Consider the following 15444-nt stretch of genomic DNA (forward strand, 5'->3'; position numbering starts at 1 on the left):
TGGTTAAAACTGATATTTCGTGGTTACAACTGGATTTTTTGAAGAGGTGAAAAGATCATGTCTTCCACCCCAACTATTTTTACCCCTATACGGGCAAAAACATAATTCTGCGCCGGAACAATAGCCGGAACATTAACTTTAAGGGTTAAAGCAGCGGGATCGGTAATAGCCCCTGCAGATAGCTCTGAACTGACAATATTGTCTGAGCCAGAAACAAACTGAGTTTTATTCACGTATAAATTTACACGTTCAATATTTTTAGCCATACTGCCTGTAATAATCTGATCTACCCGGAAGGTGGCAGTCAGCTCAGTTCCGGAAGCTTTATAAACTGCGTTTCTGACCAGGTAATATGGAATTGCCTGCAAGTCCAAAGTCTGGCTCCCCTTCACCGCAATGGCTAAAGTATCATTTACCCCGGCTGTATTTTGGTGCCATTTAAAAGGCCCCTGTCCGTTAGGGATAATGAGTTTATAATCACCATCAGAAAAAAGCACCGAATAACTTCCGTCCTGAGCAAAGCTTGCCGTCATCGCACCCTTTTTCCCGAAACCCAATTGGTAAAATTCCAAAGGAACCCGGTCATACTCCAAGCCAATTTCTTCATTATTATACAGGATCTTTCCTTTTAAAGTGGTAGAAAGCTCCTTGTAATTATCCTTTTTACAGGAGAAAACCGGGAGTAAAAGTAACAGCATATATATAGGTTTTAACTTCATAATTGCAGCGTTTAAAAACCAGGTTTACTGGTTTGGTTGTTTAACAATTTTTGGATTTGCGGATAAAACATCATTGCCAATAGTCGAATAATAATTTCCCATCTGGAACATGTTTGCCCCGGTAACTGCTGTAGGCAGTACTTCTTTAAAGAGCCATTTGCCATGGTTTGGGTTTCCAGGATTATAGTACTTATATGGCCAGAGTCCATAAGGCTGGGTATTTTTCTTAGTAGACAACCCAATATCACTCACCAGCTGGCCCACAGACATTTTACTTCCGTCCCAAACGATGTGCGCTAAACGCCATCTTTTCATATCAAATAAAGTATGCCCTTCAAAGACCAGTTCTACCCGGCGTTCATGGACAATCTGATCAAATGTGACTCCCTGTATCGCTTTGGTTAAACCAGCTCTGGCACGCACCTGGTTGATGTATCCATCGGCAACACTACCCATTCCCAATTCGAAAGCGGCTTCTGCAGCATTCAATAAAACCTCTGCATAACGGTAGCGGATAAAAGCGACATCACTCTGTCTTCCCCTTCTTCCGGACCCCACCTGCGGGTCTAAATATTTGCGGATATAAAACCCGGTTTGTGACCTGAACTCCTGCCCGTTAACCGGCCCGTCTTTCCCCACTACCTGAACGGCAACATCAGTTCCGGGTAATTTAGCCAGGTGACTGGCATCATCACTTGTTAAAATACTACCATCAGCTAACTGGTAACCAGCCCAGACATCAACATTCTTACCTTTGAAAGCTCCATTAGGCAATAAAATTGTTCCTGCTAACCGGGCATCCCTGCCTGCAAAAGCATCCAGCTGATTGGTGTAATATAGAGGATTACCCTGTCCGTCTTTTGTAGCAATAGGTGCATAAGTATTGTCCAGTTTTTCAAAAGCCTGTACCAGGTTTAAAGAAGGGTTCAATCGCCCGGCATCCAGCCCTTCATCCGAAATAGAGAATGGCTGATTGTTAGTTGTAAAGCCATGAACTTTTGCAGAGTTTACTTTAAAATCTTCAATAAAAATAGATTCCTGATTGACACTGCTTTTATCCAGAAACACTGCCGCAAAGTTCTCCGAAAGATCAGGTAAAACTTTGTACAGCTGATAACCACCAGCCTGCCCGTTGATGATCTGTTGCGCAGCTGCAAGGGCTTTTTGATAATAACCTCCAGCCAAACCAGCAGGTATGCCCACTTCCGCACCAGGCAAAGTAACCTGCGGAGTTTTAAAACCATATTTGGCAATAGACCCGGCATATAAGGCTGCCCGCGCTTCCATTGCCAGTGCAGCCCCTTTAGATGCTCTTGATTTTTGGTTTACATCGTTTGGTAATATATATTTTATCGCTTCAGCCTCGCTGATCACAAAATCATAAACCTCCGACTCCTTGGATCTTGGAACCTGTAAATTGGTTATATTACCGGAATAATCATACTGCATAGGCTCTGTAATCAGCGGTAATCCGCCCATCCGTTTTGCCATTTCAAAATAGAAATTAGCTCTGAGAAAACGTGCTTCTGCAATGAACCTCGCCTTATCTGTTTCCGTCAGTTTGGTTGCTGCAGTGGCCCGTTTGATAAAAAGATTCATATCGCGGATATACCCATAATCCCAGATCCCCCATTCTCCATAACCCCAGCCTGTGCGCTGAACGATATTATAACTTCCATTTTCAGAAGGAAAAGCTTCACTAAAATCAACGAATGATCGCCAGCCATCCCCGTCTAAACTTGAAAAATCCAGTTGCCGGTTATACAAATCTCCTAAAACAGAGAGCGCCAGAGCCGGATCTGAGAAAGCAATTTCTTCAGGAATAATTTGTTTAGGGGGTACATCTAAAAATGCACTGTCTTTTTTACAAGCCCCGGTCAATAAAAGGGCAGTAAAGGTGAGTACTGTATATATCTTCTTCATCATGTGCTTAAAAAGTTAAATTAAGGCCTACGTTAACCACTTTACTCTGTGGAAACTGAAGACCATTGTCGTCCGCAACTTCCGGGTCAACGTTATACTGGCTCATATTATCAATAGAAAACAGGTTGTATCCGTTTACATAGAACCTTGCCCGCTTAACTTTGATTTTAGCCAGCATTGCAGCTGGTAAAGTATAGCCAAACTCTATCGTTCTTGCCCGGATATACTTGACACTGTGCAGCCAGAAAGTAGAGTTACGGTTGTTGCTATGTCCGCCATCATTATACCGGTTTGCAGGATATTTGCCCGGAATCCATTCACTGTTTAAATCAAATGGATCAGCCCTGTGCCATCTGTCTTCAAAAATGCTGTTCAGGTTCCCATTGTTCTGAAAGGCCCACCTGGTTTCATAATTCTGGTACCAGGTATAACCCGCTCCTCCGGAAAAATCTGCGTGAAAATCAAAAGATTTATAACTTGCGCCAAAGCTTAAACCAAAATTAATATTAGGCTGCTTGCCATAACCGAAGCCAATTGGCTTATTGTCGTACCCGTCAATTTTACCGTCGCCGTTCTGATCCTCATAGATCAAATCGCCGGGCATAAGGGTCCTGTTTCCTTTACCATCAATATTTACCGGGTAATTGTTGATTTGTTCCTGAGAAGTAAACTGACCGATAGCCACGTAACCCCAATCTATATTGGTAAACCTGTTTTCGGACGAGTTGCGGTATTGATCCCAGGAATTAAAGAATAATGGATTATAAGATTGCAGGTTTTTAGACCGGGTATAGGAGATATTACCCCCAATATTAAAGTTAACCTGTCCAACTTTACTGCTGTAATTTAAAGAGATCTCCTGACCATATTGTGCATCACTGTTCACATTTTCATCCGGCAGTCCGTAGCCCAGTTCAACCGGAACAATAATATCATTTCTGCCACCCAGTAATCCAGTACGTTTTCTATAGAAATAATCTATCGTACCTGTCAGCTTATTGCTGAACATACTGAAGTCTGCACCAACATCAAAAGTCCGGCTCTTTAACCAGGATATTCTGTTTAAAGGAATTCCTTTATCCCTGGAAACAATCACCGGGTTTCCATCCAGAATAACCGTTCCCTGGTTGTAGTTATAACCTGGAAGATAAGCATATGGAGGTACAATAGACTGATTCGGATCATTCGGATTCCGGTCATCCCCAAGTATGCCGTAAGAAGCACGGAACTTCAGATCACCCAGGATCTTTCTATCCCCCACAATATTTTTCATAAACCCTTCCTCAGTAATTCTCCATCCCGCAGAAACGCCCGGAAAATAACCTACCCTTTTATCAGGGGCAAATAAGTAAGAGGCATCCCTTCTTGCAGAAGCTTCCAGATAATATTTATTGTTGTAATTATAGTTTAACCTTGCAATATAGCCGATACGTGCTTCACCATCATCTACGTCATCATACCTGTCGGCAGTTGGAAAATAAATTAAAGGCAGGTTATTGGAAATTGGTGAAGAGTGTATATAATTCCGCTGATGCTTCAGCTCAATCCTTTCCGCAACCAGTGTGGCACCTACAGTATGTTTACCAAAAGTGTTGTTATAATTTAACTGACTCTGAAAAGTGGTCGCAAACTCTTTTTTCTGTTCGCGTTCCCGGTATGGATTATTACTACCACCTGTAACGTCATAAGTACCAGTAGCGGGACGGTAAGTGTAAGTGTTATAGGTATACTCATGGTTGTTGAGTACATAATCTGCCAGGTAATAGGAATATACGGCTTTAGCAACCAGTCCTTTTACGCCCGGGATCTGGTATTCTGCATTAAAATTGGTTTGCAGCACTCTCCAGTCGTTCCTGTATACCCCTGAAAGTTTTTTATTTAAAAAAGCATAATTGGTTTCTGTATGCCCGATGTCGTTCAGATAGTCTGGGTTATCATTGGCATAAGGACGTTCCAGAGGATTGTTCCGCAGTACAGCCAAACGTGCCAGCAGGTAATCATCCGTACCCGGAACACCAGGATTTTCGCGGGTTTCAATTCTTCCGTTAATATTTACCCCTACTTTAAGACCATTGGCTACAGTTGCTGTAATGTTAGATTGAATGTTGGTCCGTTTAAATTCATACTCTTTTCCCAATACAGAATTCTGATACATATTCGTCGCGGAAACATAATAACTCATTTTATCCGTTCCTCCGGTAAAGTTCACATTGACCGAATTCTGAGGGGCATTGTTATTACTTTTCAGGATATAATCCCGCCAGTCAAAACTTCTGTAGGCAGGATCGGTGCCGAGTTTGTATTTATCCAGTTCTGCTGGCGTAATACTGGTTTTCCCGTTAGAATTCATCTCCGCATCTGCTTTATAACGCATATAATCGTAAGACGTACGCACTACATCGGGAAACCTTGACCAGTTCTGCACACCCAGGTAAGCATCGACGTTGATCCGGCTTTCACCTGTTGTTCCTTTTTTAGTGGTCACTACCACTACTCCATTTGCTGCTCGCACGCCATAAATGGCAGCAGAAGCATCTTTCAATACCGAAATACTTTCAATATCGTTGGGTGCAATGTTGTTAAACTGGCCCTCATCCTGCTGAATACCATCGATCACATACAATGGGCGGCCCATGTTACGGATTTGAATGCTGGCGCTTGCTCCCGGCCGGCCATCTGTCATCCGGAAAGTAACCCCGGGAATCTTTCCTGCCAGTGCTGTACTTACTGTAGCGCCTCCGTGTACCCGCTCTATATCCTTGCTGGTCACTGAGGAAATGGCCCCGGTAATTGATTCTCTTTTTTGTGAACCATACCCTGTGACCACGATTTCCTGCAAGTCATTGTCGTAGTCTTTCAGTTTAACGGAGAGCTCAGTTTGTCCGTTTAAAGGGATTTCCTGCGTAGTGTATCCGATGTAAGCAAATACTAAAACGGCATTTTTATCTGCAACGGTCAGTTTAAATTTCCCGTTAGCATCAGACATAGCGCCAATTTTGGTATTTTTAACTTTTACTGTGACACCGATCAGTGTCTGTCCTTTGTCGTCCGTTACCGTTCCGCTCACGCTGCTGGTTTGCGCGGTACTGGCGAAGGAGAAAAGGAGGAAAATACAGAAGATAAAAGCTTTAAGCGGATACTGCTTTAAGCGCACACTTCTGCAATAAGCGTGTAGACTTTTTTCCATAAAGATTTATATTTGGTTAGGTGCAGCCGGATAAATTTGCCCGTTCTCTCCGGCTACAATCAAATATTAGTTTTTTAGCTTTTGGTTGTTGCACACGTTTGTATCAATAATTCTTCAATTTGTCTCTATTTTTATGTTCGGTTCCTCTTCCAGAGTTTATATTATAAAATCGATTCAGCATTATAATAATTGATATATTTGAGATAATGACTGTATCAAATTGAGAATTCTAACCTTATTTTTTTTATTGCTTTCTGCCACCCTGTTACAGGCACAGCCCTACTACTTTAAACACTACCAGGTAGAGAATGCGCTGTCTAATAATAGTGTGTTTTGCAGTACTCAGGACCATAGTGGTTTGATGTGGATGGGAACCAAGGATGGCTTGAACAGGTTTGATGGTTATTCTTTCAAAACTTACCGGCATGATCCGGCAAACCCGCAAAGTCTGGGCAATGATAAGGTTCATTCTTTGCTCAGTGACAAACCAGCAAGCCTTTGGGTAGGTACAGATCAGGGTTTATATCATTATAATGCAGTCAATGAATCCTTCACCCTGGTCAGGGAAACAAAAAGTATGGGCATAGCTGTGCTCGCGCTCGACCATGAGGGTAATTTGTGGATACTCAGTGCAGGAAAAGTATTCACTTACAACCCGGTTCAAAGAAAGTTAACCTGGGTAGAACTCGGTCATTCCTTTACGCCGACTTATATTTATTGCCGCCCGAATGGGGAGATCCTGGTGAGCAGCCCTTCTGGTTATATTGGCAAATACAACAAAACTTCGCGGACTTTTGAAATCCTTTATTTAAAGTCTCCAAAGAACACCGTATTAAAGTCTCCAGAGAATTCGGTAGAAATAGGCTGGATCTCTGCGATCGAAGAAACGAATGATCAGCAGCTCATTATTGGCACTACAAACCAGGGGATCAAATTATTCGACCTTAAAACAAATGTGTTAAAGGATCTGCTGGTGATGAATAAAGACAAGACCCACATTTTTGTCAGGACTATAAAAAAAATGAACGACCGGGAGTATTGGATCGGCACAGAATCCGGCCTGTATATTTATAACCTTCAAAGCCAGAAACTGGTTCACCTGCAAAAACAGAACAGCAACCCTTATTCTTTATCAGACAATGCAATTTATTCCCTTTGCAGGGATACAGAAGGTGGAATGTGGGCTGGAACCTATTTTGGGGGAATGAATTATTATGCGGCCCAGTCTTCTATTTTCACCAAATACTTTCCCTCCCAACAGGAGAATTCCATTAGCGGAAATGACATCAGGGAAATCTGTAAAGACCAGAACGGCAATTTATGGATCGGAACCGAAGATGCAGGACTCAATAAATTAGTACCGGGAACGGGTAAGTTTTCCTCTTATTTTCCTGATGGCAGTAAACAGACCATCGCCCATTATAATATTCACGGTTTACTTGCCGATGGGAACCAGCTTTGGATCGGTACTTTTGAACATGGGCTGGATGTGATGAATATCAATACAGGGCTGATTACCAAACACTACCACATGCGAAAGGGAAGTTTGCTCCGGTCAGATTTCATTTTAAGCCTGTATAAAACCAGGGCCGGTGCTCTTATTATTGCAACTACAGCAGGTATTTATACTTACAACCGCAAAAAGGATGACTTTGACCCTATACCGGGTTTACCTTTCGCGTTTTTCAATAACCTGAAAGAAGATGCGGACGGAACAATCTGGGCCGGAAGTTTCAATGACGGACTGTTCAGTTTTAAATTAGGAAACAGCAGTTATAAAAATTACAGGAATGAAAGTACAGCTATTGGCAGTCTGCCTAATAATACTGTAAATTGTATCTTTCAGGATAGTAAAAAGAACCTCTGGATTACGACAGATGGTGGTGGTTTATCGCTGTTTAATAAAAAGACGGGCACTTTCAAATCTTATACGGTGAAAGATGGTATGCCTGCCAACTTCCTTTTTAATATCCTGGAAGATGAGCACTATAAATTATGGATCAGCAGTACCCGCGGACTAGTCAGTTTTGATCCGCTTAAAAAGACGGTTAAAGTCTATACCAAAACAGATGGCCTGCTCACCGATCAGTTCAATTATAGCTCTTCTTATAAGGACACGGATGATAGAATGTACTTTGGCAGTGTAAAGGGTTTAATCAGCTTTCTCCCGAACCAGCTGACGACCAATACCAAAACTGCCCCTTTATTTTTAACAGGTTTTAAGATTGACAATACAACGCTGCAGCCAAAAAAAGGAGACTCAGTGCTGCAGCAATCTATTTTATACACCAATCAGCTTACCCTGAACAGCAATCAGTCCTCTTTTAATATTGATTTTGCTGCCTTAAGCTACTTCTCTCCGGAAAAAACTGAGTATGCTTATAAAATAAGCGGCCTTTATAATAACTGGCAATACCTGAAGACCAACAGAAAGATATATTTCACAAAACTTGCTCCGGGAGAATATATATTTGAAGCGAAAGCGATGATTCAGGGCAGTAAAGAATGGAGTAAAAACAATATCAGGCTGTTGATTGTAGTACTTCCGCCATTTTGGAAAAGTACGGTTGCCTGGTTTCTGTATGCGTTTTTGTTTATAGGGTTAACAGTTCTTGTGGTCAGGCAATACCACCAAACCATTCAGCGTAAAAACAACCGCCGTATGGAACTCTTTGAGCATGAAAAAGAGAAAGAGATCTACCAGGCGAAAATCGAATTCTTTACCAATGTAGCACACGAAATACGCACGCCGCTTACACTGATTAAAGGGCCAATGGAGAAAATGATCAAAGCTGCCGGAGAGGTTCCTGCTTTTGAAAAGAACCTGAAGATTATGGACCGCAATACAGACCGTTTGCTGAACCTGACCAATCAGCTGCTGGATTTCAGAAAAACAGAGATACATGGTTTTTCTTTAAATTTTGTCAAAACGAATATCTCTGAGATTCTTCACGACGTAAATTTGCAGTTCCAGCTTGCTGCCGAGCAAAAAGAGATCATTTACGCAACATTTTTACCCGCAGAACCGCTTTATGCTTATATAGATCTGGAAGCCTTCTATAAAATAATGAGTAATTTGGTGGATAACGCTATTAAATACGGGAAACAAACTGTAAGTGTGACACTTACAGTAAATGAACAGCAGGATCAGTTTACGGTCAGGGTTTTGAATGATGGAAATAAAATTGCCCCGGAACTGGCGCATCAAATTTTTGAGCCCTTTTTCCGGACAAAAGAAGCTGAAATGAAACAAGGAACAGGCATCGGCTTGTCTATTGCAAAATCACTGGCCGAATTGCATAAAGGTTCTCTTCAATTGGAAGAAACTAAAACTGATTATAATATACTGGTGGCCGTGTTCCCCATTCATCAAATGATAGAGTTCAACTTAAAAGGAAAATGGAAAAAGATTTAAACTTTGCATCCAATACAGCAGATCAGAACCAGGAGAAACCAGTTGTTCTTTTGGTTGATGACCATGAAGAAATTCTTGATTTCATAGCAGATGACCTGAGCGAAAAGTTCAAAATCCTTATCGCTTCAAACGGCATTGAAGGTCTTGCCATTTTGGAGAAAGAAATTGTTCACCTGGTGATCAGTGATGTCATGATGCCCGAAATGGACGGTTTTGAGTTTTGCAAAAGAATAAAATCAGGAATAGCATTCAGTCATATCCCGGTTATCCTTTTGACAGCCAAAAACAGCCTGCAATCTAAGATCGAAGGGCTGGAACTTGGTGCGGATGTGTATATTGAAAAACCATTTTCCCCTGAATTTTTACAGGTACAAGCTGCCAGTTTAATTGCCAACCGGAATAAAATTAAAGCTTATTTTTCCAGCTCTCCCCTGCTCCATATCAAAAGCCTCGCCTATTCCAAGGCAGACGAATTATTCTTAAAAAAGATACAGATTACTATAGATCAAGCCATTAGTAATCCCCAGTTAGATGTAGACCTTTTGACTGACCATATGAATATGAGCCGCCCGACGCTATACCGGAAAATAAAATCTATTTCCAATCTTTCCCCGAATGAACTGATTAACCTGGCAAGATTGAAAAAAGCAGCAGAATTACTGAATGAGGGCGTGCTTAAAATATATGAGATCGCAGAAATGGTCGGCTACAGTTCTCAAACTCATTTCGGACGGATCTTCGCGAAGCAGTTTGGCATGTCTCCGACGGATTACGCTGCCAGTATGCACGCCAATCAGAAAAAGAAGGTTTAAGTTTTTTAAGTCAATGCAAAAAGAATAGAGGCCCTTTTTGCATTGATAAAATTGTTGAATACGAATTTTGTACTACCCCAGCTTATAGTTTATTAGATACCCCGGTATTCGCCGGCGGATCAATTGGAAGACCTTTTGATTCCCGGATAAGCTGGAAGATATAATCCGGACGTACCACCACATAATCTGCATTCAGGGAACTGGCCACATTCTTAAAACTTGTTGGGGTCGCATTGTTCCAGGGCTGCGCTTGTATGATCACAAAACGTGGTGAGTTTCTATCCCACCCCGCAGCAGCAGAAGCAATATGATCTTTCATATTCTGTTCATTACTGCAATAGTTACAGGAAAGTGCCATTCCGGGAAGGCTATTATTGTATATAGTCAATCCTCCTCCTGTATTCTGACCAGTTAAACCAAGTAATGTTGGCGCATTACTGGCAAAAGTTTGTCCAGTATTCTGACTGATTCCCCCGGTAATTGTATTCCAGATCGTGACTACCCTTAAGCCGGCCCGTTTATTATAATCTTCAGTTTTAGCTACAAACTGGTTCAGCAAACTTTGATTCGTCCAGCTGTTCGGATAGGTATAACCGTAACCCGAAGGACCTGAAATCAGGTTATCATTAGTGGTAGAGGTTTGCCAGAAGTAGTTCAGGGCTCCGGGCATGGCATCGAGCATGGCAGGTGATAAAGTCCATCCCATAGGCACTGAACCGCGATCGGGGTTTGACCAAAGTTTACGCATCAAATGTTCAACGTATTGTAAATTGTCACCATCACTTAAGATAAAGGCTACATAAATCTTGTTTTGCAGTGCAGGTTTAGGAGGAATTGGTTTAATATTTACTGTTCTGGATGTACCGCTATGGACACTCAGGTTAGTACACCAATCACTTGCAATGGTGGTAAGCCCGTATTTCGAAGCTCTTTCTACACCTGCGGCTTCTTCCGGCCACCACCCCATAAAGTTTGAACCTGCGGGCATGGAGGATAGAAAGCTGTTTAACAATTCACTTTCACCAGCAATATCCGGATCAAGCCAGACCACTGCTGCACCTAATGCTGTTGCATATTCTCGCAGTGCTGCTTTATGCGCATCGGGGTTTAATCCGATTAATAAACGGTGATCAAGGGTTGGCCAGTAAGTCGTGTATAAAGCCTGGTATACTTGCAATTTACTGCTGAACTGCCCGCGCAGATCGACTAAAATTGGTAAATTGTATGGCGCAGCGGTTAACCTCGATAATAACAATGGGGAAACGATCAGCGCATTTTTACTTTTTGCAAGCACTGTTGCCAGGTTCACCGTGTGTATTTGCGCAGGATCGTAAACGATCAGCCCGGCTATTTCACTGCGGTATTTAGTAATCAGATCCCATTTGTCTGCGGGTTCCGTCCAGCTCAAACCCAGGGATTCCAGCCAGGTATGCGGGCCTTCTGCAAAAGCATCACCTTCGTAAGAGAAAATACGCGGTTTTTTCTTGTTCACGATTCCTTTTAAAGAGGCAAACAGGTACATTTCTGCAGAGGAACTATTTTGCTCTACACTAATCCAGTCTACTTTGATATAACTGGCTCCCCGCCAAAATACGCGCAATTCGATGGATTGGTTAGCCGCAGGCATCGTAAAGGGCAACTTAAAACTGGTATAGTCTGCGGCTATAGCAAACTGCTGACGGGTAAGTGTTTTCGTGGCCAGGATCTGTCCGGTTGTGGCATTGACCACATCGATGTCTACTACGGGATCATTATTAACGGTATTGTTGTCAATCTTCATCCTAAATTCAGCGATGTTAGGACCTGCTGGAATAGTTTTATCATAAGGCCCGTAAACCATATGAAGATTTGGAAGATCAATTCCGGTTTGACAGAGCCAGCCGTCAGTTTCCGGCCTTCCGGTTTTATGACTGATAACCGGGCTTTCGGCTTCCCATTTTGAAGATGTTTCGCGAAGGGTAATCAAATCCTGAGTTTGCGCCGGTGTGGCAAAAGATGGAAGAAGCTGAGCAGCTGGCCAGGTAATCTGCGCTGTTGACTGCATGGTGTAAAACTGGAGTAAAAGCAGGAGCGTTACTGCAGTTTTAATTGAATTAAACGATTTAGTCATAGGTAAGAGTTTAATTTATAAAGGTTTAATATTTGGTTTTATACAGGAAGTTATAGTATTTATTTAGTCTGTCCAAAATGTTTCTAAAACAAGGGGATAAAAACGAGTTGTTTTTAAACGAAAATAGTGAGTAGAACCGGGTTTGAAGACAGTTAGTTTAAGGGGCAAAAAGACGTAGACAACCCCTAATTCAACACTCTGACTATCAATGTAGTTATCCTACTTTGTTCAGACATCATTCAAAGGCCTTTCATATCCTATTCAAATTTCACTCAATTGCTACCTAATAAAAAGTGTAACATTTATAAATTATTTTATAATTAAAATTTAATTATAATAGTATTACTCAATACTTTAGCTAACTTGGTAATACTAAACCAGATATAGTTATGGCAATTTTACTAGAAGGCACAGTATTGGCAGGTATCAGAGGAAAAATCGGGAACATTGTAATTTATCCATGGAAGAGTAAAGTATGCGCGCGTTCTAAACCCAAAAAACCTCATAAAAAGGCTGTCAGAAGTGTGAAGCAGCAAGCTCAATCCAATAAATTGAAAGTAGTGAGCTCATTTTTAAATGAGATTACCCCTTTTCTTCAGGTAGGTTTCAAACAAAAAGTTAAAGGTCAGGATATGTCTGCAAACAATGCTGCTAAGTCTGTAAATATGAAGCATGCCATTAAAGGGGAGTTTCCTGAGCAACAGATTAACTGGGATACTATACTGGTTGCAGACGGAGAACTGGTTAAACCGGAAAATGTAGTGGTTAAAGTCGCAAATAACACGTTTAATTTCACCTGGGATGAAGATAAAACAGGTTTGGCTTCCCCAAATGACAGAACCATGATCCTGTTATATAACCAGGAATACCAGCATTTCTTTGCCAATTATAGCGGGGCACGGAGAGACGAATTAAAAGATACTTTATGCCTCGATTCCAGCCCTGTCAGGACCAGGGGAAGAACTTATGAGGTATTTATAGTCTTTAAAGATGTCATGAGCGATGAGGTTTCCAAAAGTGTTTATTGCGGAAGCTTTTTAAATTAAAAGCTGAAGGAAAATTCCAGCCTTCAAATAAAATTCCTATGAAAGCTAATTTTTATGAATTTGTAGCGCAACAGGTATTCAGGGCCCTGCCAGTAAACTGGAAACATATTCCTGTGGAAAAATTATTAGGCAAACCTCCTTATCAGATCAGCCATGCCTTTAACACAGGGATTAATGAAGGTAAATCTAAGCTGATCAATATCCTGGTGCTGCCCCTATCTGTAACTTTGGATAAAGAGGCAGAAAATCAGCTAATCCGTTTGCGGGATTATATCCTTTCCCGGAAATGCCTTTTGGTAGTGATCAGTGAAGAAGAAAATTCTGGTTTGCATGCAGATACAGGCATCTTTATTTCAGAAGATCTCCGGGTTGAAAATGAATATTTCCTCTGGCTGAAGTGTGCACACGATCAGGGCGGAAGGACAACCATTGATGGGACCAATTTTCTGGATTTGCAGGTTATGCTTCATGAGTTATGGAAGGGAAAAATTGCCTATAGCGGCCCTAAAGAGGGCTTTCAACAGGTCAACCTGGAAATAATGAAAGATTCGTGCTGGAAATGCAAACAAGAAATGAGCACGGTAACGGGCGTGGTTTTTCCGGATAAACAGATCCGGAACTGGGCAAGTGCAAACTGGAAATATTATAATTGCCTGCTGCCTTTATCCGGGTTTAGCGATAAAAATACAGCGTTGATTCAGCAGTTCGTCAACCAGCTTATTGTTGCAGATCCTGCTATCACTCCGGTAAGTATCAAATATAGCCAAACTTTAAAAGACAGTTATCTGGCAGCAAGCTGTCCTTCTTGTCATGCTTTGCGTGGTAATCATTATGCAGGTGAAAAAAGGATCAATTATTTATTTGATCTGGAAAGCCGGTTTGACGGTTCACTGGTTTATCATACTATCGGCTTAAATATCACCAAAGATTTAGTGCAGGAGGTACTCAGTGAGTATGAAGCTTGTGAGCATACTTGTATCAGCGGATGGAATAGAAGTTGAAATCAGCTGACAATCGGACACAAGTTAACGACATTTGGATACATTTATACTGATGCAGTTGCCAATCTTTGTGGCATAACTTTAGCATATAAAGAAAAATGAAAGCAACATTAATAACAGGTGCATCGGGTGGTATTGGAGAGGCCATTGCAGTCCGTTTAGCAGAAAGGAAACATGACCTGCTCCTTGTGGCAAGAAATGCCGAAAAACTAGAAAAACTTTGTACGCGGCTTAGTGAACAATTTGGTATTGAAACACAGTTTATTGCCGGAGATTTATCAAAAGCTTCCACCGCAGCTGATATTTTTGCACAGACCCAGCACCGTGGATTGGAAATTGAAATGCTGATTAACAATGCAGGGATCGGTTCTGGCGGAGAATTCACTGAAATACCGCTGCAATCAGAGTTGGATATGCTGCAATTGAATGTTTCTTCTCTGGTTGCACTTACGCATTTATTTTTACCTCAGATGCAGCAGCGAAAAAGCGGAACAATTTTAAATGTAGGGTCTATGGCATCCTTTCTTCCGGTACCTTATATGGCAACTTATGCCGCAAGTAAAGCATTTATTCGTTTCTTTACCCAGGCAATTACAGAGGAATGTAAACCGTATAATATTCATGTATTATTACTTAGTCCGGGATTAACAAAAACAAAATTCAACTTTTCGGCCGGCATCGAAAATGAAAAAGGCAAAGCGCTGAATACCGATAGTGTTTCAGCGCAAACAGCTGAGCAGGTTGCGGATGAAGCATTAAAAGCGTTGGATCAGAGGAAACATGTTGTCGTATCAGGGACTATAAACAGAATTGGAGCAAAACTGCTGACTTTAATACCCAATGTGTTTTTAGCGAGAATGTTCGCCCGGTCTTATCGCAAGAAGTTAAATTAATTATCATGGAGAATGATTTCTTAAAAATGGATATTCCGAACAAAGTACACCAGTGTTCCACGGCAAAGTACACCACTTCTTTGAGCGGCATAAAATACACTAACTATGCATTATACCCACTAAACAAGAGTGGTATTTTTCAAACTTAATGATTTTTTTTATTTCGTAAAGATTTTCCCGTAAGGGCTATTCTGTGCGCAGAAGCTGACAGCCTGTCCATAATTGCGTCGGCCAATGTTGGTTCATCAATAAAAGCATACCATGTATCCACCGGAAGCTGTGAAGTAATGATTGTAGCCCCATTCCCGTATCTATCCTCCAGGATATCCAGCACGGCA

At 41.5% G+C, this 15444-nt stretch carries 10 protein-coding genes; 5 read left to right on the plus strand and 5 right to left on the minus strand.

The features are described 5' to 3' along the window. Nucleotides 1–23: 23 nt before the first annotated feature. Genes LY11_RS14665 through LY11_RS14675 form a run of 3 tightly spaced genes read right to left on the minus strand, consistent with a single transcriptional unit; the run spans nt 24 to nt 5829 of the window. The gene (locus LY11_RS14665) at nt 24–719 is read right to left on the minus strand and encodes a DUF3823 domain-containing protein (RefSeq protein WP_111634419.1); all 696 of its coding nucleotides are present in this window, start codon (nt 717–719) and stop codon (nt 24–26) included. 24 nt (nt 720–743) lie between these two features. Next, nucleotides 744–2645: a RagB/SusD family nutrient uptake outer membrane protein gene (locus LY11_RS14670; RefSeq protein WP_245952775.1), complete on the minus strand. Its 1902-nt coding sequence runs from the start codon at nt 2643–2645 to the stop codon at nt 744–746. A 4-nt stretch (nt 2646–2649) separates the two neighbouring features. Then, nucleotides 2650–5829 (minus strand): SusC/RagA family TonB-linked outer membrane protein, encoded by a 3180-nt coding sequence (locus LY11_RS14675; protein WP_111634421.1) that lies wholly within the window; start codon nt 5827–5829, stop codon nt 2650–2652. A 220-nt stretch (nt 5830–6049) separates the two neighbouring features. Here LY11_RS14675 and LY11_RS14680 point away from each other — a divergent pair, with 220 nt between their 5' ends. Both LY11_RS14680 and LY11_RS14685 read left to right on the plus strand, forming a co-directional pair. After that, a complete protein-coding gene (locus tag LY11_RS14680; protein WP_146610851.1) occupies nt 6050–9244 on the plus strand; it encodes a ligand-binding sensor domain-containing protein in 3195 nt (1064 codons plus the stop codon). After that, on the plus strand, nt 9229–10056 hold the full coding sequence (locus LY11_RS14685; RefSeq protein ID WP_111634423.1) for a response regulator transcription factor: 828 nt from the start codon (nt 9229–9231) through the stop codon (nt 10054–10056). The genes LY11_RS14680 and LY11_RS14685 overlap by 16 nt, the downstream gene beginning before the upstream one ends. 82 nt (nt 10057–10138) lie before the next feature. On the opposite strand, the gene LY11_RS14690 is transcribed toward LY11_RS14685, so the two are convergent. Then, nucleotides 10139–12166 carry a GxGYxYP domain-containing protein gene (locus tag LY11_RS14690; RefSeq protein ID WP_111634424.1) on the minus strand — a complete coding sequence of 676 codons (2028 nt, stop codon included), beginning with the start codon at nt 12164–12166 and terminating at the stop codon, nt 10139–10141. Between the two features lie 389 nt (nt 12167–12555). Between LY11_RS14690 and LY11_RS14695 the strand changes: the two genes are divergently transcribed. The 3 genes from LY11_RS14695 (at nt 12556) to LY11_RS14705 (ending at nt 15106) form a co-directional block, all read left to right on the plus strand. Beyond that, a complete protein-coding gene (locus tag LY11_RS14695) occupies nt 12556–13212 on the plus strand; it encodes a DUF6266 family protein (protein WP_111634425.1) in 657 nt (218 codons plus the stop codon). A gap of 38 nt (nt 13213–13250) precedes the next feature. Then, the gene (locus LY11_RS14700) at nt 13251–14213 is read left to right on the plus strand and encodes a hypothetical protein (RefSeq protein WP_146610852.1); all 963 of its coding nucleotides are present in this window, start codon (nt 13251–13253) and stop codon (nt 14211–14213) included. Nucleotides 14214–14311: 98 nt separating this feature from the next. Beyond that, the gene (locus tag LY11_RS14705) at nt 14312–15106 is read left to right on the plus strand and encodes an SDR family NAD(P)-dependent oxidoreductase (RefSeq protein ID WP_111634427.1); all 795 of its coding nucleotides are present in this window, start codon (nt 14312–14314) and stop codon (nt 15104–15106) included. Between the two features lie 145 nt (nt 15107–15251). Here LY11_RS14705 and LY11_RS14710 read toward each other — a convergent pair. Then, on the minus strand, nt 15252–15444 hold a 193-nt coding region (locus LY11_RS14710), incomplete at its 5' end, for an ATP-binding protein (protein ID WP_170132693.1).

This window comes from Pedobacter cryoconitis (assembly GCF_003259615.1).
GTDB lineage: Bacteria > Bacteroidota > Bacteroidia > Sphingobacteriales > Sphingobacteriaceae > Pedobacter > Pedobacter cryoconitis.

Excerpts from the sequence above, each read along its gene's own strand:
- LY11_RS14695 (WP_111634425.1), top strand. The coding sequence starts at position 12,556 with ATGGCAATTTTACTAGAAGGCACAGTATTGGCAGGTATCAGAGGAAAA.
- LY11_RS14690 (WP_111634424.1), bottom strand. The coding sequence starts at position 12,166 with ATGACTAAATCGTTTAATTCAATTAAAACTGCAGTAACGCTCCTGCTT.
- LY11_RS14685 (WP_111634423.1), top strand. The coding sequence starts at position 9,229 with ATGGAAAAAGATTTAAACTTTGCATCCAATACAGCAGATCAGAACCAG.
- LY11_RS14665 (WP_111634419.1), bottom strand. The coding sequence starts at position 719 with ATGAAGTTAAAACCTATATATATGCTGTTACTTTTACTCCCGGTTTTC.
- LY11_RS14675 (WP_111634421.1), bottom strand. The coding sequence starts at position 5,829 with ATGGAAAAAAGTCTACACGCTTATTGCAGAAGTGTGCGCTTAAAGCAG.
- LY11_RS14670 (WP_245952775.1), bottom strand. The coding sequence starts at position 2,645 with ATGATGAAGAAGATATATACAGTACTCACCTTTACTGCCCTTTTATTG.
- LY11_RS14700 (WP_146610852.1), top strand. The coding sequence starts at position 13,251 with ATGAAAGCTAATTTTTATGAATTTGTAGCGCAACAGGTATTCAGGGCC.
- LY11_RS14705 (WP_111634427.1), top strand. The coding sequence starts at position 14,312 with ATGAAAGCAACATTAATAACAGGTGCATCGGGTGGTATTGGAGAGGCC.